Source organism: Gallintestinimicrobium propionicum, from assembly GCF_025567525.1.
GTDB classification, from domain to species: Bacteria; Bacillota; Clostridia; order Lachnospirales; family Lachnospiraceae; genus Gallintestinimicrobium; species Gallintestinimicrobium propionicum.
In genome coordinates this window covers 1-17,194 of sequence record NZ_JAOQJY010000014.1, presented here as the reverse complement: position 1 = coordinate 17,194, position 17,194 = coordinate 1, and the positions used below count along the sequence as shown (strand labels likewise).

Annotated in this window: 16 protein-coding genes; 3 read left to right on the top strand and 13 right to left on the bottom strand. The window is 41.5% G+C overall.

The genetic code is table 11. From position 1 onward, the window contains the following. Window positions 1-3: 3 nt before the first annotated feature. From OCV62_RS11085 to OCV62_RS11055, 7 genes are all read right to left on the bottom strand, one after another. On the bottom strand, window positions 4-1,146 hold the full coding sequence (locus OCV62_RS11085) for an SAVED domain-containing protein (RefSeq protein WP_262586693.1): 1,143 nt from the start codon (window positions 1,144-1,146) through the stop codon (window positions 4-6). 14 nt (window positions 1,147-1,160) lie between these two features. After that, window positions 1,161-3,710, bottom strand: a complete 2,550-nt coding sequence (locus tag OCV62_RS11080) for a DNA methyltransferase (RefSeq protein WP_262586691.1) — start codon at window positions 3,708-3,710, stop codon at window positions 1,161-1,163. A gap of 53 nt (window positions 3,711-3,763) precedes the next feature. Continuing rightward, window positions 3,764-4,762 (bottom strand): PDDEXK nuclease domain-containing protein, encoded by a 999-nt coding sequence (locus OCV62_RS11075; RefSeq protein WP_262586689.1) that lies wholly within the window; start codon window positions 4,760-4,762, stop codon window positions 3,764-3,766. A 37-nt stretch (window positions 4,763-4,799) separates the two neighbouring features. Beyond that, window positions 4,800-8,474 (bottom strand): DUF6079 family protein, encoded by a 3,675-nt coding sequence (locus OCV62_RS11070; protein ID WP_262586687.1) that lies wholly within the window; start codon window positions 8,472-8,474, stop codon window positions 4,800-4,802. A 14-nt stretch (window positions 8,475-8,488) separates the two neighbouring features. Then, window positions 8,489-8,911, bottom strand: a complete 423-nt coding sequence (gene brxF / locus OCV62_RS11065) for a BREX-3 system P-loop-containing protein BrxF (protein ID WP_262586685.1) — start codon at window positions 8,909-8,911, stop codon at window positions 8,489-8,491. A 13-nt stretch (window positions 8,912-8,924) separates the two neighbouring features. After that, window positions 8,925-9,161 (bottom strand): helix-turn-helix domain-containing protein, encoded by a 237-nt coding sequence (locus OCV62_RS11060; protein WP_262586683.1) that lies wholly within the window; start codon window positions 9,159-9,161, stop codon window positions 8,925-8,927. 426 nt (window positions 9,162-9,587) lie between these two features. Next, on the bottom strand, window positions 9,588-10,028 hold the full coding sequence (locus OCV62_RS11055; protein WP_262586681.1) for an Rrf2 family transcriptional regulator: 441 nt from the start codon (window positions 10,026-10,028) through the stop codon (window positions 9,588-9,590). A gap of 128 nt (window positions 10,029-10,156) precedes the next feature. Here OCV62_RS11055 and OCV62_RS11050 point away from each other — a divergent pair, with 128 nt between their 5' ends. Then, window positions 10,157-10,912, top strand: coding sequence for a 4Fe-4S binding protein (locus OCV62_RS11050; RefSeq protein ID WP_262586679.1), 756 nt, complete (start codon window positions 10,157-10,159; stop codon window positions 10,910-10,912). Between the two features lie 70 nt (window positions 10,913-10,982). On the opposite strand, the gene OCV62_RS11045 is transcribed toward OCV62_RS11050, so the two are convergent. The 3 genes from OCV62_RS11045 to OCV62_RS11035 form a co-directional block, all read right to left on the bottom strand. Next, window positions 10,983-12,284 carry an RNA-binding domain-containing protein gene (locus OCV62_RS11045; RefSeq protein WP_262586677.1) on the bottom strand — a complete coding sequence of 434 codons (1,302 nt, stop codon included), beginning with the start codon at window positions 12,282-12,284 and terminating at the stop codon, window positions 10,983-10,985. A 168-nt stretch (window positions 12,285-12,452) separates the two neighbouring features. After that, the gene (locus OCV62_RS11040; protein WP_262586675.1) at window positions 12,453-12,662 is read right to left on the bottom strand and encodes a hypothetical protein; all 210 of its coding nucleotides are present in this window, start codon (window positions 12,660-12,662) and stop codon (window positions 12,453-12,455) included. Between the two features lie 38 nt (window positions 12,663-12,700). After that, window positions 12,701-13,144: a GNAT family N-acetyltransferase gene (locus OCV62_RS11035; RefSeq protein ID WP_147601824.1), complete on the bottom strand. Its 444-nt coding sequence runs from the start codon at window positions 13,142-13,144 to the stop codon at window positions 12,701-12,703. A gap of 387 nt (window positions 13,145-13,531) precedes the next feature. On the opposite strand from OCV62_RS11035, the gene OCV62_RS11030 reads away from it, so the two are divergent. Continuing rightward, on the top strand, window positions 13,532-13,768 hold the full coding sequence (locus tag OCV62_RS11030) for a DUF6061 family protein (RefSeq protein WP_262586673.1): 237 nt from the start codon (window positions 13,532-13,534) through the stop codon (window positions 13,766-13,768). Between the two features lie 117 nt (window positions 13,769-13,885). Here the strand turns inward: OCV62_RS11030 and OCV62_RS11025 are convergent, their stop codons facing one another. Both OCV62_RS11025 and OCV62_RS11020 read right to left on the bottom strand, forming a co-directional pair. Then, the gene (locus OCV62_RS11025) at window positions 13,886-14,485 is read right to left on the bottom strand and encodes a DUF1349 domain-containing protein (RefSeq protein WP_262586671.1); all 600 of its coding nucleotides are present in this window, start codon (window positions 14,483-14,485) and stop codon (window positions 13,886-13,888) included. Between the two features lie 42 nt (window positions 14,486-14,527). Continuing rightward, window positions 14,528-15,739 (bottom strand): MFS transporter, encoded by a 1,212-nt coding sequence (locus OCV62_RS11020; RefSeq protein ID WP_262586670.1) that lies wholly within the window; start codon window positions 15,737-15,739, stop codon window positions 14,528-14,530. Window positions 15,740-15,854: 115 nt separating this feature from the next. Here OCV62_RS11020 and OCV62_RS11015 point away from each other — a divergent pair, with 115 nt between their 5' ends. Continuing rightward, entirely contained in the window at window positions 15,855-16,751 is an 897-nt protein-coding gene (locus OCV62_RS11015; protein WP_015559398.1) for an AraC family transcriptional regulator, read from the top strand. 125 nt (window positions 16,752-16,876) lie between these two features. Here the strand turns inward: OCV62_RS11015 and OCV62_RS11010 are convergent, their stop codons facing one another. After that, window positions 16,877-17,095: a PF20097 family protein gene (locus OCV62_RS11010; protein ID WP_262586667.1), complete on the bottom strand. Its 219-nt coding sequence runs from the start codon at window positions 17,093-17,095 to the stop codon at window positions 16,877-16,879. Window positions 17,096-17,194 lie beyond the last annotated feature (99 nt).

The window sequence follows — 17,194 nt, the reverse complement described above, 5'->3', positions numbered from 1 at the left end:
CTTTTACCCTCCAATCGTTATAGTTTCTTCAAAACTGTTTTTCTGTGAAAGTTGATCATAGATTTTAACTGGCAAATCCACCTTGGGCATAATATCCATACCCGCACGAACTGCAAGCGATGCTGGCATAGCTGGAAATAAGCAGATTTCCTTTGCCTTAGGATTATCATTCTTTATTCTTTCCATTGCCAGCCGAAAAGTACGGACAAAACTATCTTGAATCTGAGGGTTCTTGACAAACACGCGATTTGGCTCCGGAATAGTCAGATGATAGATGGAACATCTTTCGCCCAATGTATTTTCAATTCTTTGATCAATAATTTCAGCACTCAAATCAATAACCAATGCCACCGCAGTTTCAGAATCAGCCTTTGACTGATGGATTTGAAAATCCACTGTTGACTGATCATCTGGCCATGCCCATTTATCTCCCTCACGATGGCACTGGAAGACACGAACATTTAATTGATCGCAAAGTAAACACCCCAATTTAAAAAGAAGTGGTTGCGGAGCAAGTGCAAACAATGCAACAACATCTTCCTTCTTTACAATGCTACCAAAATACTGCTTGACCTGGTTTTCCAGTTCAGATGCTTGCAATTGAAAAATGTCCTTTGACGGTATGTATTTTGTAACCGATCCATTATGCAATTCTATTGGGTCATCCTGTTTTGGATAAAAACCACATTTTACAGTGGCTCTCCTAAGTACAGATGCTGCATTAAACACATCTACATTATCTATATTTGAGAAGAATGTCACTACCTTACAAGAATCAGCATCTTGAATCTCCGTTAATCTCCGAATCCGGTCTTCATGAGCCTTCTTCTGTACAATCAAAAAATCCGACAGGTAGTTTTCAGGCTTAGTATCTATTAAATGGTGATGCTCGGCACAAAGAAGCATTAAATTGTCTATGTTATTTATTTCATCTTGCGTCATATCATCAGCATGTCTTGGTCCTGTTTTACCAACTGCGTGAATGTGGGCATTTTCAGAAAAATTAGCATCATCACCATAATGTGAATCCAAATACAGCAGTTTGTTGCAAATTTCGCATCTGCCTGCTGCCATTCCCCACAAGCGCAGTTTTACTGCTTCGCGAATTGGTGTTCTCTTGATTTTAGATGATTCATTCTTCCCCATAGGCAACGCTCCTTTTACACTCTTCCAAGGCTGATATCATAGTACATCAGCAGGTTGGAATCCTCCTGAATGGTCTGCTCCGGCAGACGCTCGGCGATATCAACGATGGCTTTATAGTTCTTTTCTTTCCAAAGGCGAGAGAAGCCCACACGGATGGCCTCCGAACGGAATAGCTTCAGCTTGCCCTTGCTGTTCATGTAGCTTTCAAATTCTTTCCACAAGTTCTTCTCACGCAACTTGACCAGATCGCCTTCCTTGGTCACATCTGGGATGTACCAGCGGCCATTCTCATCTTGCAGGAAGTTCTCTTCCAAAATGGTAGCAAGCTCCGGCATCTGCTCATACTTATCCACAGCTTTGACTTCCTGCATGAACTTCGGCTGAAGCTCTGCATAGGTCTGCGGACCACAGAACTGCGGATCCAGTTGCTGATACAGCCAAGAAATAGCAGACTTTTCGTTCGTCACAAATAGCGCAAATTGGATATTCTCCACTTCGGTTGTGATACGAGCGGTATCGTACTCATTGACCTGATCCGGCAAGAAGTACATATTATCGCGTTTTAGGAACTTTTCATCCAAACCGCGATAAAAGTCGGTAGCATCCAACGGCACAGGAATACCTCTCATAATATGGTATGCTACCATACGATCAAATAGTAAATAGGCTTGCCTTTCCGCAATCATTTGTATTTTGTTATTTTCGACGCTAACCACAGGCAAATTATCCAAATATTGGCCAACAAAGAACCAAGCTGTTTCTTCACTTCCTGCCTGTTCCGAGAACTTACGTTCAAATTCCTCTTTGGGTTTGTACGCCGAAATTGCCAAATCTTGTTTTACTGCTCCATTTGCCGTCTGCTGATTATAGCTGCCCTGCCCTTTGTCGAGGGTCTTTACATAAGAAACAACAAAACCTGCTTTCTGAATTGCTTCATTAATTGCCATCCATACCGTATTCTTGCTATTATGAAACTCTATTGTTATCCATCGATTTGGTTTGAGGCATCTGTAAAATTCTCTAAAGCACTTTTCAAAAAGGTCTTGGTAATCAGACAGTGCCTTTTTTTGTGCCCTACAAATTATTGCCTCTTTCTCATTGTTTGTGACGATTCTCAACCACGCATCCCAAATAAAACTCAATTCTGAATAAATCAAGTTATCGCCAAAAGGAGGATCAACGAAAATATAATCTATTGAATTGCTGGGAATCATGCGCAAATCCGTAGATGAGCCACATGATACGCAACAATTTTCATCCTTCTTTGTGAAAGAAAATACAGGTTCTATATCCTTTATTTTCCCCCTCACAAGTGTAAAAATATTTCTTTCTGCCAGTATACTTGGAATATACAATGCATTTGGCATAGCGCCCGCTAAATTGATTTTTCCTTTTTTCATACCGACATTGTGCAATTTTGATGCCGTTTTCATTAGGACTGCTGTTATACAGAACATTATCTGGTTTTTGTACCTACTTCTTTGTGCCATATCCCATATCAAAGCAAGTGCGCAGAGATTTCTTTCTGTATAGAAAAGATTGACCTTATTAAATCCTGCTTTTATTGGGTCAGCAGTTTTTTCCCCATATGGAACCTCCTCTGTCGGATACCATTTATCCGTATCCATTTCCTTAATTTTCTCTATGAGTGCGATATCTTCAGCATCTGGTACTTTATCGTAACGTTTGCCACCATAAGAGTAATTAATCAGCACTGGAACTTGCTTAGAGATTTCTATGGTCTTTCCGCTTTTCTTGTCAATGAGTATATCTTTAGCCCTTGCGCATTGTGATTTTTTAATGATAGAGCCACACGAATCGCATCGAAGCTCCTTTTTCATATTTCCATCACTGTCAATGGCAATATTCCAGAAAACAATTTCCTTCCCACAATGAGGACAATAAAAAACGTCAGACCAAAGAGTATAATTTATTACAGCCTTTTCTCCCAAGAGATTTTCCTGTATAGGATGAGTAGAATACATCCATCCTAATTCACGTTCAGCCGCATCTACGATACGATGAGCCTCTTCAGAAAAATCATATCCATCGACCGCAGCATTATAATTTGAAGCAATAAAAGTAGCGGACGGCGAAAGATCATTCAGAATAGCTTTCCGTGCGCCCCAGGAAACACTGGGATTCAACTGTTCAATTTTGTATCTAAAATCATTATCTGGACAACCACACATTTGTGCAGCAACACCGGTCATTCCGGTACCACAAAAGCCATCCAAAACCAAATCACCGGGCTTTGTATAATGCAAAATATACTGCATAATAGCTTTGTGCGGTACTTTAGTGTGATATGTGTGTGCCATGTAGATTGGATCTGTTTTACCTTCACTCACATCCGCTGCAAACGGTTCTCTGTGATAATCGTCTGTTGCCTCATCATACGGAATGCCATACTCCTTGATAAAATCCTCGATGAAAGGATTCGGGCAGGCAGTATAAAACGGCGCATCCGAAAGCGCAATGATATCCTCATCTGTACCAATTGGAAAGCCTTCAATGTTGCGCACTTTATCTATATCTTCTTTGGTCAGCTTTCTGCGTTCCATAGCTGTTTCCTCACTTTCGTTTTCTAAATTGTGCAAGCGGCACTTGCACAATTTCATTTAATCCGTTTCTGGATATCCTCAACGGACGGCAGCTGCTTTTCCAGATCATCTGGCAGGCTACTGGTAACTTTGTATTCGCTCACTCCAATCGGCTTGGAAATGTCCTTGAGGGAGTATTCTGCTACCACGTTGTTCTTGCTCTTGCAAAGGAGCAGGCCAATGGATGGGTTATCTTGCTCTTTCTTTAAGATACCATCCACCGCTGACAGGTAGAAGTTCAGCTGTCCGGCATATTCCGGCTTGAATTCTCCGGTTTTCAGTTCGATAACCACATAGCAGCGCAGGTTCAGGTTATAGAACAGCAAGTCGATATAGAAATCATCGCCGCCAACATTCAGGTGGTACTGATTTCCCAAGAACGCAAAGCCTGTTCCAAGTTCCAGAAGCAGCTTGGTCACATCCCGCACTAATGCCTGCTCAATGTCCCGCTCCAGCATATCTTCCCGGAACGGAATGAAATCAAAGACATACGGGTCTTTCATAGTCTGCACTGCAAGCTCGCTCTGCGGAGATGGCAGACGGCGTTCAAAATTCGTGACCTTATCCACCAGAACTTGCCGCTGATATAAGCCACTTTCGATCTGATGAACAAGAACATTACGGGACCAGCCATTTTGTGCCGTTGCATTTGCATACCAGATATGTTCTTCCGCAGTTTTAACCTTATCCATCAAAGCAATATTGTGATACCAAGTAATTTGTGCAAGCACCTCTTGCACAATTTCTCTGTCAGCAAAGCGGGCTGCAAATTTCGCCATGTACTTCAGATTTCGGACAGAATACCCTTTTCTCTCCGGGAAAGTCACCTGAATATCATAGGAGAGATTTTCAATGAATTTATTTCCCCATGTTTTGTATTCGTTAATAACCGTTCCAATGTCATAATAAAGGAGTAGCAAATCCGAATTCGCATGAATCGTTGCACGGTATTGTGCAGCCTTGATCTCACTTTTGATATTTTCGATGATGGAGAGATACTCCGGTGTATTCATCAGCACACGCTTCGCCTCGCTTTCTCACAATTTTATCTTACTTAACAATAATACGGAGTTTACCTTCGTCTTTGCCCTTGGTATAGCCAGCAATCAGCTCATTCAGCTTCTGTTTGAAAGTAGATTCATCCATCGGCGGCAGCTTCGTCAGCTTATCCATCAAATCTTTTGCATCCACTACCACAGGTTCAAAGCCCTTCAGCAATGCCTGAATCGCCTTGATGAAGAAATCGTCAACACGCTTCGGCAAAGTACCGGATGCAATAAAATCATCAATGGCTTTCTGCTGTTCTGCACTCAGGTACTCTTTTTGGCTTGCCACAATCGGGTCAGAAATCGTATTCAACAGAGTCTGCGTCCACTCCGTCACCAGATCATCAATCCGAATATCCAGATTATCCAGCTGGCCCGCTACATTCGGCACTTGATCACCAAGGTTATAATGGCAATGCGGGCAGATATGAGTTGTTTTCAGCTCAGTCGGTGTCAGCTCATAGCAGATTTTCAAGTTAGCCATGTCCTGCTCGATCTTTGTCAGTTTGGCTGCCGAAAGGATTTCAACGCCACGCAACTTACGCAGATTTGCCAGTACGGAACTCTCCTGTAATTTACCGCGTCGTTTTGCATCGTCAATGTCCAGGCGTTTTTTCTTGTGTTCTTCAAAATAAATGCCGATATACTCTTCTTTAACCTTTTCAAGAGCAGCATTTACCTTCTGCGCGGCTGCATCTCCGGATGTACCGGTCAGAATGCTATCGCGTGCAGAACGGAATTCGTCTTTTGCAGCTTCCAGTTTTTGTTTGAAGTTTGCGCCAAGGTCGATGAACTCAATGTTACTCAGATAGGAAACATTGTTTGCGCAATCCGTTTTGAAAGTCACATATTCCGCAATCGCCTTGATCAGTGTAATCTGCTCCGTCAGCTTATCAATTTCCTCAAAGGTCAGCGTGAAGTTGTTCAGCTTCGCCGGAGTATTGAACCGTGCAGAATAATTGCTGAATTCATCCTTAACTGCTGCACAGGCTTTCTGCATAGCGATCAAATGCTGCGCATCCACAAGCGGTTCATTCCAAAGCTCAAATCCATTGTTCAGCTTCTGGTTCGCAAGAACAGCAGAGTTGCTCGTTTCCTGCGCTTTTTTCAGCAGTTGTTTTACTCCCTCATCACGGTCATTCGGGTTGTCCAGCAGAACCGGATTGATTTCCAGCACATCAAAAAGCTTTTTCAGCTCTGCCATTGCCATCTGCGCAGGCCGTGCCAGATATTTGAACTCATACAAGTCCAGAACACCAATGCGAGGTACAGTATCCAGATTCGATGCACTCAGAACAGTGCCATTGTGCAGAGTCATCGTTGCATAGCCCGCATACACCATGGACAGGAAGATGATCGGTGTAAAAAGATAGTTGATCTTGAAATGCTTATCTTCGTACTGATCATCGTATTTGACATCAAAGATATCCGAATAATTGATAACGCCCTGCGGCGGCAGCTGTTTCAGCTGGTCAATGTAGTAAGCTGCATACTTGGAACCTTCCGGTCGAATCTTATCGCCATCCAGAACGCCAAAGCTCTGGAGCATCAAGGTTGCCGTCTGCGTTTTACGACCAGCAAAATAATCAAATGCCTGCCGTACATTTTCTGCCATGTTTTTCCGAGTTACCTTTGTTTTCATCATAGGACAATCCGGATATTTGCCGCAGAAATATTCATCCAGACACAGGGAAGCCGCCAAATCAACGGTGTCCTTAAAATCCATATCTCGGTTATAACGTCCACGGAGCACTTCGATCATCTGCCGCTTCTGCCCCTTATACTGGATATCAAAGCAGGTGTTCTTATTTTCACTCAGATACTTAATCAGCTTTTTGCGGATCATCGCCGCTTTGCTCAGATAGGCATCCTTATCTTTGCCTTCACTGATCTGTGCCTGTGCATTGGCAGCAGAGAAGAAACCCAGAATCTCCTTGAACTCCGCAGTAGATTTGAAGAAGAAATAAACTTCATCCTCCAAATTTTTCACAGCAATGCTGCCGCTGCTGTATGGCGGCATAATATGGATATAGAAATCCCGTTCCGGCTGCGCAGTGCTACGCTCTCCCGGCAGACCGAGGAACAAATAGCCTTCACGGAAAATGTTATGGCTATCCCAGTTTAGGTCACGCTGATAAATCTCAAATCCAGGAACATACTGCTTTGCATCCCAATCGAGGCAGCTGTAAATCAGCTGATAGAAATAGCGATTCAGTTCTCCATCTGCCATGATGGAAGCCTTTTGCTTGATCTTCTCATCATAGTCAACGACCTTATCCACATCAATGTAATACTGGTTATTGGCATCGTTGTAGATAATGAACTGACCGGATACCGTGGTCATGATATCTTTCAGCGTAGTTTTAATCAGAGCCAACAGGAAGTCTGCATCCTGCTCCGGCATCGGCAAGAACAGGCAAAGGTCATCTTTCAGGTTCTCTGCCGTCAGTCCGAAATGTACATCCAAGCCATTCGTAGTCAGACGATGGACACTCAGTGCATAGATAATTTTAATTGCCAGCGGCTTATATGCGGGCTTAGGGAACGCACGGTTGATGATATCCTCCAGCTGTCCACTGGCAGTAACAACGCGGTTGATGGTCACATCACTCTTGAGTAATCCATTGGATTTGATTGCAGGCCAATAATTATCAAAAGAGATGATGCCCGGCTCATTCTCTGGCACATCGCGGTTAAAAATGTCGCGAATTGTCATAGAGATATTTTTCAGGATATGCCGGTTCTCAATCAGGTAAATCTTATTGAACACATCAATATAGGACGGATGAATTGGGAATAAATCTACAAACTCGTCCATCCGGGAAGACATACCGGTATAAAGCATTGAGAATTTCTCCAAATGCTTGCGAATCAAAGCTTTCTGCTCAGGCGTTTTCTTCAAGATACGCTCAGACACAACATAAGATGTTGCCTCTTTTGTGATGACAATCTGCGTAAAACGATCAGACACATGTTTCAGTGTGTCCGACACAAAGCTGAATCGCGGATTATCAAAAATCTTCTCCTGCACACCAAAAATCACACGCAGTTTGCTCTTGGAGCACATCTCGCCAAGTGCGCGGAAAAACTCAAGGTCGAGGACAATTTGCCGCTCGTCACGGGAAGTCAGATAGCTCAGGAACTCATCCACAACAATCAGATATCCCTTGTCTGGATACATTGCAGAGAAGGCCATCATCATATCACGAATCAGCTTTTTATTATCGCGGACTGTATCAAAATCTGGCACTTCAAAATCAATTCCTCGTGCTGCAAAATCGTCTTCAATGAAGCCAAACAGAATTTCACGCAGCGACATCGTTACGCCGCCGATTTCAATGCGAAGTACTTCAAACTTGCCTGCGATGCACTCCATCTCTTTTGCAAAGTTTTTATTCTGGAGATACTGAAGGTTATCCGTATCCTTGGCAATAGAAGAAATCACGCTCATCAAGTGTGATTTACCAGTACCATAGTTACCAACAACAAGAACACCCTTGTTATCAACCACTTCATCCATCTGAAGCTGATCCAATACCGGGCTTTTCAGATTTGCCGCCATGGTATCAGACATAACATAAGATTTCACATACTCTTTCGCCCGGTTCGCATCATCTGCTGTAGTAAGTTGAATGACATCCTCAATCGGGTTGAAGCTGATCAAGTCTGAGTACTTCACTTTTTTATCCTCCCTTAAACGACACAGGTTATGTCGTATTGTTCTACATCGTATTCTTTATAGTCCGCATATCCATCTTCCGCATAAACCAATTTTCCATCTGCCATAGTTCCCGGCCATAAAACAGAAAACGATTTGCTTCGATTCGCAACTGTAAGAAGTTGCAGTACATCTATCTTGTATGCTGGATTGAACAGCACGTCAAAGTCTCGGATACAACTGTTCTCCGGAATATTTGTAAGAACTTCCTGAAAGCATCTTTCAAGCCTCATGGTTCTTCGTTCCGGTTTAATTTTTATGAGCAGAGTCGCCATTTTCTCATTTAATGAAACCTGCTGTAAACTTTCGCAGTATTTTTCATCACAGTAGACAACTGGTCTCATCAGTCCTGTTTGATTTTCGGATTGGAGCAGCCGATACTGTATTATCCTTCCCATTCGGCCACCATCCTTATTCTACATTATCAGCTATCCCATTATCTGGACTCTCTGGGATGAAATCCAACACATCGTCAGCCGTACATCCTAATGCAAGACAGATTTTTTCTACCATTTCAATAGAAACAGGTTCTCCGCGCCCCATTTTCCCAATGGTACTTGCGCTGACTCCAGCAAGCTCGCACAGCTCTTTCTTCTTCATTTTCTTGTCTATCAACAGCTTAAACAACTTGTTATATGATACTGCCATCGCCTCTGCCTCCTGCTTAAAAACAACCTGTCCATGGGTATAATTTCTCTATTTTCAAGTATAGCGCTTATCGTCTTCTAAGTAAACAGAAAATCGTGCGTTCAAAACGCTTTTCACTCTTCTGCAAGCATGTCTTTCGTGTCACAACAAGTTTGACCCGATTGAGTATTGTGTCCATAAAAACGGACTTCATATAAATATCATGTGAGCATATGTCAAAAGTATACAAAACCTAAAATATATTCTATCACAATTTCATGGATTCTTCCATAAAAAATAAACCGACAAGGCATTACCCCACCGGTCTATCAGCTCATCCTTATTCCATTTATTTCTCCACCAGCATCTTCATCGCTTCCGAAGTTTGCCCGAGGTCTGACCCCGGGCTTGGACTGCCGCTCCCCATCCCGGCTTCAAAGAAATATTTCATTGATTTGTCTGCTGTTTATTGTGATAATCGGCAAGAATCTTATCCAGTGTAATGGATTTCATGCTGGCAATCACATCTTTTTTCAACTCTTCGTAGGTATCATCCAGCACTGACTGAATCTTCCTGCCCACAGGGCAAAACGGTGATGGTGACGAATGAATACCGATCATTTTGTCAATGGCATCCGGTTCCACTGCTGTACAAATCCGATAAAGTGTTATATCTTCGGGTTCTGCTGCAAGAGTCGCACCGCCAGTACCGGACTTCACATACAGAACACCGCTTTTTTTCAGCGCACTGAGAATACCCCTGATTGTCACCGGATTGCAGCCGGTAGAAAACGACAGCAATTCGCTCGTCACTTTATTCTCTGCTCCATATTCATGGATAAAGATCAAACAGTGAATCGCAATCGAACATTTGTTACTGACATGCATAATCTTTGCCCTCCCGCTTTCATTTTAGCATAGTCCTCTCCTGCTGTAAATATTGACACGACACCTCACAATTGCTATACTGATATCAAAGCTGTAACTCTATTTTTTACATCGAAGGAGTGTTTATAATGAAATGCTATCAGATTCTTTTCAGTCCCACTGGCGGAACCGAAAGAGTTGCCACTGCTATTACCCAGAACTGGCCGGAAGTCCAGACGATTGATCTTTCATCTACCTCCACAGATTTTGCATCGTTCTTCATTGAATCCGATTCACTGGTGCTTGTCGCCATGCCGTCTTTTGGTGGAGTAGCCCCGCAGTTGGCACTTGATCGCTTTGCTCAGATCAATGGAAATCGTGCGAAGTGCGTTCTTGTGGCAGTATACGGGAATCGCGTCTATGAGAGTACGCTTGTTCAAATGGAGGATACTGCAAATGCCGCTGGCTTTCAGGTGATTGCCGCCATTTCTGCCGTTGCAGAACATTCAATTATTCGCGAATATGCCGCAGGTCGTCCCAATGCAGAAGACTGCAAACAACTCTCTGCATTCGGTACCAAAATTTTTGAAAAAGCACTATCCGGCTCCCTGGCAGTTCCCGCCATTCCTGGCAAGCGTCCTTACAAAAAATCCAGCAGCGGATTTGTTCCCTCTACTGATTCTCATTGCACAAATTGCGGTCTGTGCGCGGAGAAATGTCCTGCTCAGGCGATTTCCAAGGATAATGGCAAGGTCACCGATAAATCCAAGTGCATTTCCTGTATGAGATGTGTCTCAATCTGCCCTGTTCATGCACGCAGCCTTAACAAGGTAACGGTTTCTGTTGTGGCATCAGCTATCAAGAAAGCCTGTTCCGTTCAGAAATCAAATGAACTTTTTCTATAAGAGGACAAACCTTTGGATGGGTTTTGACCGGGGTCAGCCCCCTGGGTTTTAAGCCAGTTGTTGCAAACGATTAACCTTTTCTGTATTTTGTTTTTCTGCCGCTTCCGTCCTGATAGATCAAGCCGTCTGTAACCATGCGTTTTAGAATACGGCTGGCCGTTGTTTGGCTGACATCCAACAGTTGATCCACATCGCTACGCACTACATAGCCGTTTTGGCCAATCAAGTCCAGAATCTTTTCTTCATTGGATTTACGTTCATTAGGCACGCTATCAGTTGCCTTAACGGCATTTCTATTGGGGAGTGTAATTTTGAAAGCGTTGTTTGTCACTTCAATTTTAGGTTCTACCCCTGTGCCTGCGTATGCTTTCATGATTTTGGGCATACCGGTTCCGTAAGCTTCAATCAGCTGTAAGCGATAGAAGATAGCTGCTAATTTCGGATTTCTGCAAACGGAAAGTCCTAGCATAATGTCATCCAAAGTGATTCCGGCAGGCAGACCGCCCACGGATACAAATTCGATTCGATCATCATAGATACTGACAAGGGTGCTGGCACTAAAAGAATAATCTCTATGCACCAGAGAATTCATCAATGTTTCTCTCAGCGCGTCCTCTGGATAATCTTTGGTATCAGTTCGGTATAGTCCCTCAAATGTGGCCTTGGTTTGATTGTGCAGATCGAGATAGGCATACAAATCCTCCATCTGCTGAAACAACGAACCGGTAAACTCACGTCTATCTTGGAATACGCTCTGATCAACACCGGCAAAGGTTGCAGCCTTGATGGTACTCGGACATTGTTCGGACAGAAGCAACGCTACATTGGAGTAAATGTCGTCCGAGGAAACCATTCCCAAAGTCTGCATCTTAGCAGCATCATAGGGAACCTTCCTCTTGGCAAACTGTGCTTCAGCTGCCTGAAATGACAAATTCTGCTGCAAAGAGCGCATGGTTTCAAAACTGTCGCCATCGGTTTCTTTAATCATTTTTCGAATGGCGGTATCAGAGGCAGGATCTGTAGATGTACCATTGCGGACATACACACCGCTGGGCTTTAATCCCTTACTGCCCAGATAATAGGGACGGTCTGTACCCTCCTGGACGGTCACGGCGATAATTTGTTTATCATTTATCACCTGTGTCTCGTAGTGGACAAACATCGTAATATCAGGTTTGATGGAATCCCGAACCATATTATTTATTTGCAAGGTAACACGGTCGGCACTATCCACACCAATCACCGTACCATTGTCCTCAACACCAATGTAAAGAGTGCCGCCTCTTGTGTTAGCAAAGGCAATCACCTCTTTGCAAAGGTCTGCAACAACCGAAGACTTGAGTTCGATAGTTTCGCTCTCAATAAATGTCATAAGGCACCTCCTGTAGTTTTCCTAATCACCATTATAATCATTGTAGTCATTATAGTCATTTTTGTCAATTTATATTCATGTGGTGATTAGAAAACCTTGACACTTCTCACAGGTGAAAGTTTGCCCGGGGTCTGACCCCGACCTTCTATTATTCCATCCTCCGTCCTATCAAAGCGGCATCGGTGTCCGGGCGATCAGAATGATCGCCAGAATCGCGCCCACAAATGCCGCAGCCCCTATGACTGCCAACACCTTTTTGTTGAACTTCTTCTTCGCTGCCTTGCAGATCAGCGTGGCGCAAGCCACACAAACAGCCGCGGCCACAAGTGCAATGCCCAGCGTTTCCCATAACCAGGATAGTTCATATAAGATTTTCATGTGATCATCATCTCCTGTTCGTTAAACTTGAAGTTTCTTTATAACTGCCTTTGCAGATACACCATATCCACCAACTGTACTCCATCCTCATATATTGGATGGTCGTAATTATCTGTAAAGAAATTTGGTATGATATGCGAACGGACAAACCCACACTTTTCATAAAATGGTATTGTCAATGGGCTATCACCTGTTCCTACTTGTAGAATAGCATATTGCTCTCTATATTTCTCTACGATAAAATCAATTAAAGATTTTGCATAACCTTTGCCTTGATAGTCTGGAACAGTTGCAATGTTCTTGATTTCAAGCACATCATTTCCTTCATCGGTAACGATGCACTCGCATTTAATCCCATTATCATCAAGCACATACATTTTGCCTTTATCAAGGTATCGGTCTATCATATTTTCCTGCTCATCTGCCAATAACAGCAAATCAAGATATTGTTTTTTATCTTCTTTGACTTCAATAATTCTCATCAATCGCACCACTAAATTCAAAGTTTCTGTTCCTACAAATTTCGATTGAGATTTCACCTGTTTTAAGAAATTTAATAACTGTTATATCTTGTTGTTAAATTCTCCGCAAGCCCTTGAAAACACTGAATTTATCACAGGCAAGCTTTCCCTTATTGTTTCCCTTGTGTTATATCGTCCCACCAGTGTTTACGAACTCTGATAAGGGAAAATACAAGGGCACAAGAGGTCCGGTGGACCTCTGCTCTGTGCCGACCGAAGCGGCAGCGGAGACCAAAAAAATTATATAGAATAGTATAACACAAAATAAAACTGACATGGTGAACTGATTGGAATGCTTCTTAATTTTTACAATTAATGATCGATTGAATCATAAGGAGATGGGATACGATGAGAACAATATTTGCAGAATACAATCCACAGTGCAACAGTATTGATGTTTATACCAGTGCCGGCTATATGCTTCGCATTGACTGCTGGGAAGCTGAAAAGAATTTAAAGACTACACCTGGATCAGACTGTGCATTAAACGCACTCGCTATTGAGGAACCACTTGAATATACAAAATTATATCTTGATGGAACGATGCAAATATGGGTGGATGCAGATGACACTCTTTATTTATAATGTTAAATAATCCCCAAAAATTCTAAAATTTTTCAGGGATTATTTTTGGCTTATATTTATTATTCAATTTAACTGATAATGATTCTCATATGAGATTTATCTTTAGAAATCATATCATCAATCACGCCAGTCTGCATCTGATCCCCATTTACATTCCGTAATCTGCATATTTGAAAATGTTGCCTTATATGAGCCTTCTGTCGGGCTGCATGCATATATTCCATAAGTAATTTTTTCTGCACCTTCCCACATATGGAAAATACGCATTTGTCTGAAATTTATGCCATCCTCACTGCATTCAATACAGTAGTCACTGTCCCTTCGTGAAAAACGATACCACATACTTTTAATATCAGAGGATATGTCTGTTGTTGCCCAGTCAGAATATCCATGATTGGTTACAACGCTTCCCAATCGCTGCATTTTTTCATTCTCATATTCTATAGATGCCTTAAACCAATTATCACTATTTAAATACATAGCCACACCACACTGGTCAAAACGACAGGTACTCTCGAATTCTGTTTTAACAATAAAAGAAAAGTACTTGTCCGTTGTTTCAACTTGAAATACTGGAGCATTATCATTTTGAAAACCATAATAAGTGCGTGCCCATAAGTCGGTACCCCTTTCTGTAAGAATTACAACTTTATCCTCACTAATTTGTACCTGCTTTGGTTGACGTATCCATTTAGGATTGTTTTTCAAAAATTCCATCTTTTTTCTCACTTTCTTTTTTATTTTAATAAGCAGCTATATTTAGTGCCTACTTTTCACTGTATTATAATTAGTAATTTTCTTTTGTCTTCTGCAAAGAATGACTCCTACAAGTAGCAACACTGGAAAAATAATCCCTGCCAAAATTCCCATCTTTAGGTTATCCCCAAAAGCTCCTGATACCATTCCAACCAATGTAGGTCCTCCTGAACAACCTATATCTCCACCTAATGCCAGCAATGCAAACATGGCTGTTCCCCCTTTGGGCAAAGCTGCTGATGCCTTGCTGAAAGTTCCAGGCCACATGATTCCCACTGAAAGCCCACAGACAGCGCAGGCAATCAGATTTAATAGCGGAATCGGGAATAATGAAATCCCTAAATAGGATAAAATACATAAAAAACTACTATAAATCATAAAGTGTTCCAAATTGATACGGTCACCATACTTACCATAAAACAATCTTGATATTCCCATTAGAACCGCAAATGCCATCGGCCCTGCTAAGTCGCCGGCTGCCTTTGAAATTCCAAGACCTTTTTCTGCAAAAGCAGAGGCCCATTGACTTACTGCTTGCTCACTTGCTCCTGCACATATCATCATAATCAACAAAATCCAAAAAATTTTCATCCGAAACAATTCCTTTAATCCAAGTCCGGTATCTCCATCCTCAAGCAATGGTGCAATGGGAACCTTTGAAAAAACAAAAGCATTTCCAATTGGAATAACCGCCCAAATAATGGCTAATATTTTCCAGTTATCTATACCGACTACATAAAAGAACACTGTTGATATGAATACAACTCCGGCGTGTCCCCAGCAATAAAAAGAATGCAACAGGCTCATTGCTTTTTCCTTATTGTCGGATGGGCAAGCCTCAACAACTGGACTGACTAGGACTTCCAAAAGTCCACCACCTACCGCATAGATCATTACAGCAATCAAAATTCCAATAAAGGAAACTGGTAAAATCTCTGGTAAAACTGTAAGAAGGAATAATCCTGCCGCTGCTAAAACATGAGCTATAATCATTGATATCCGATATCCTATTTTATCAACAAATCTGACAGAAAGAAAATCAACCAGTAGTTGTATTCCAAAATTAAAAGTCACTAACAATGTAATTTGGGAAATTGGAATATGATAGCATTTCTGAAAAAACAAAAAAAGCAGTGGTGTAAAATTATTAACGATAGCTTGTACAATATAACCTACAAAACAGGCTGTAATTGTCTTATTATATTGGCTTTTCATTTTGTCCTCCTCTAATAAATGTGATTATATCGTAAACTTTATATCTAGTCATTGTATAAAATCATGTATTTATGGTACAATATAACAAATTTTATTATTTATGAGGAAATATAGCATGGAAACTTTTAAGATAACTACAGATGAAACACTACGAGAAACCATCCAGCATGGCAACAATCGTTATCCATTTGCATACTATCCTGATAATATTTGGAAATTTGACTTCCATCGCATTGACTGGCATTGGCATCATGAATTAGAATTTCTTTATACTGCTGAAGGTACTGCGCTCTGCCTTATAGGTACAAGTAAAATAGAACTACATAAAGGTTGCGGCATATTTATCAATAGCGGTGTCCTGCATCGTTTTGAAGCACAAAGCAGTACATTTGCACCTAATATTGTTTTTTCACCAACCCTATTAGCACCCGAAAACAGCCTCATTTACGAAAAATATATTCTTCCTGTGATAAGCTCGTCTGTTCCATATCAAGTTTTCAGTCCATCCAACACATTTGGAAAACAGGTGCTACAACTTTTGTCGCAAATTTGTACTATTCAGGAAACTAAGCCGGATAATGAATTATGTACTATACAACTTTTATTTCAGCTTTGGAACATATTGCAAAAAAATATGGACTGGACTTCTGATTCTAACAGTATTCATCGATTAAATCACAAACAAGCAAGATTACAAGCTATGATGCAGTATATTCATGATCACTACATGGAAGAGATTACATTGGAGACGATTGCGGCATCGGCATCTATCAGCAAAAGTGGAGCTTTACACATTTTTCAAACTGGCATCCACTGTTCTCCGGTAGCATATCTAATTCAATACAGACTAGCACAGGCTGCTGAACAACTTTATATCACTCAAAAATCGGTTTCTTCCATTGCAGAAGAAACCGGATTTACAAGTTCCGGCTATTTCTGCCGGAAGTTTAGACAATATTATCATATGAGTCCAAATGAATACAGAAAGAAGAAAACAGAGGAAATTTCTTAATTTCTACTTTCTGTAATCATACAATATTTGGAGATGATGTTGTTTTTCGTTTTATTATCTGTATCAATTATGCTGACAATATACTATTTATGCATCATATTTACAATGTTCAAAAGATAAAAGTGTCACAGACTCTTATTTGCATAATCAATCAAAATCTTTTTGCAACTACTGCAACGATAAGCTTCACAATGCGGGATTCCGCCTGAACCTTTACTCAAGTCCAGATCGTCCGATTTTTTAATACGAAAAACTTTTGTCACATTATCAACTGCAAAAGTAATGTCTCGTGAGCTCATTAGGTATCCTCTTATCATTTCTTCACCACAATATGGACACTTCATGCTGCTTTACCTCCTATAGTCGAGTAGACTTACACCTCACAATGTAAGCCCCTCACAGAACCGTACGTGCGGCTTTCCCGCATACGGCTCTTCATAATA

Excerpts from the sequence above, each read along its gene's own strand:
- OCV62_RS11085 (WP_262586693.1), bottom strand. The coding sequence starts at position 1,146 with ATGGGGAAGAATGAATCATCTAAAATCAAGAGAACACCAATTCGCGAA.
- OCV62_RS11080 (WP_262586691.1), bottom strand. The coding sequence starts at position 3,710 with ATGGAACGCAGAAAGCTGACCAAAGAAGATATAGATAAAGTGCGCAAC.
- OCV62_RS11075 (WP_262586689.1), bottom strand. The coding sequence starts at position 4,762 with ATGAATACACCGGAGTATCTCTCCATCATCGAAAATATCAAAAGTGAG.
- brxF (WP_262586685.1), bottom strand. The coding sequence starts at position 8,911 with ATGGGAAGGATAATACAGTATCGGCTGCTCCAATCCGAAAATCAAACA.
- OCV62_RS11060 (WP_262586683.1), bottom strand. The coding sequence starts at position 9,161 with ATGGCAGTATCATATAACAAGTTGTTTAAGCTGTTGATAGACAAGAAA.
- OCV62_RS11055 (WP_262586681.1), bottom strand. The coding sequence starts at position 10,028 with ATGCATGTCAGTAACAAATGTTCGATTGCGATTCACTGTTTGATCTTT.
- OCV62_RS11050 (WP_262586679.1), top strand. The coding sequence starts at position 10,157 with ATGAAATGCTATCAGATTCTTTTCAGTCCCACTGGCGGAACCGAAAGA.
- OCV62_RS11045 (WP_262586677.1), bottom strand. The coding sequence starts at position 12,284 with ATGACATTTATTGAGAGCGAAACTATCGAACTCAAGTCTTCGGTTGTT.
- OCV62_RS11040 (WP_262586675.1), bottom strand. The coding sequence starts at position 12,662 with ATGAAAATCTTATATGAACTATCCTGGTTATGGGAAACGCTGGGCATT.
- OCV62_RS11035 (WP_147601824.1), bottom strand. The coding sequence starts at position 13,144 with ATGAGAATTATTGAAGTCAAAGAAGATAAAAAACAATATCTTGATTTG.
- OCV62_RS11030 (WP_262586673.1), top strand. The coding sequence starts at position 13,532 with ATGAGAACAATATTTGCAGAATACAATCCACAGTGCAACAGTATTGAT.
- OCV62_RS11025 (WP_262586671.1), bottom strand. The coding sequence starts at position 14,485 with ATGGAATTTTTGAAAAACAATCCTAAATGGATACGTCAACCAAAGCAG.
- OCV62_RS11020 (WP_262586670.1), bottom strand. The coding sequence starts at position 15,739 with ATGAAAAGCCAATATAATAAGACAATTACAGCCTGTTTTGTAGGTTAT.
- OCV62_RS11015 (WP_015559398.1), top strand. The coding sequence starts at position 15,855 with ATGGAAACTTTTAAGATAACTACAGATGAAACACTACGAGAAACCATC.
- OCV62_RS11010 (WP_262586667.1), bottom strand. The coding sequence starts at position 17,095 with ATGAAGTGTCCATATTGTGGTGAAGAAATGATAAGAGGATACCTAATG.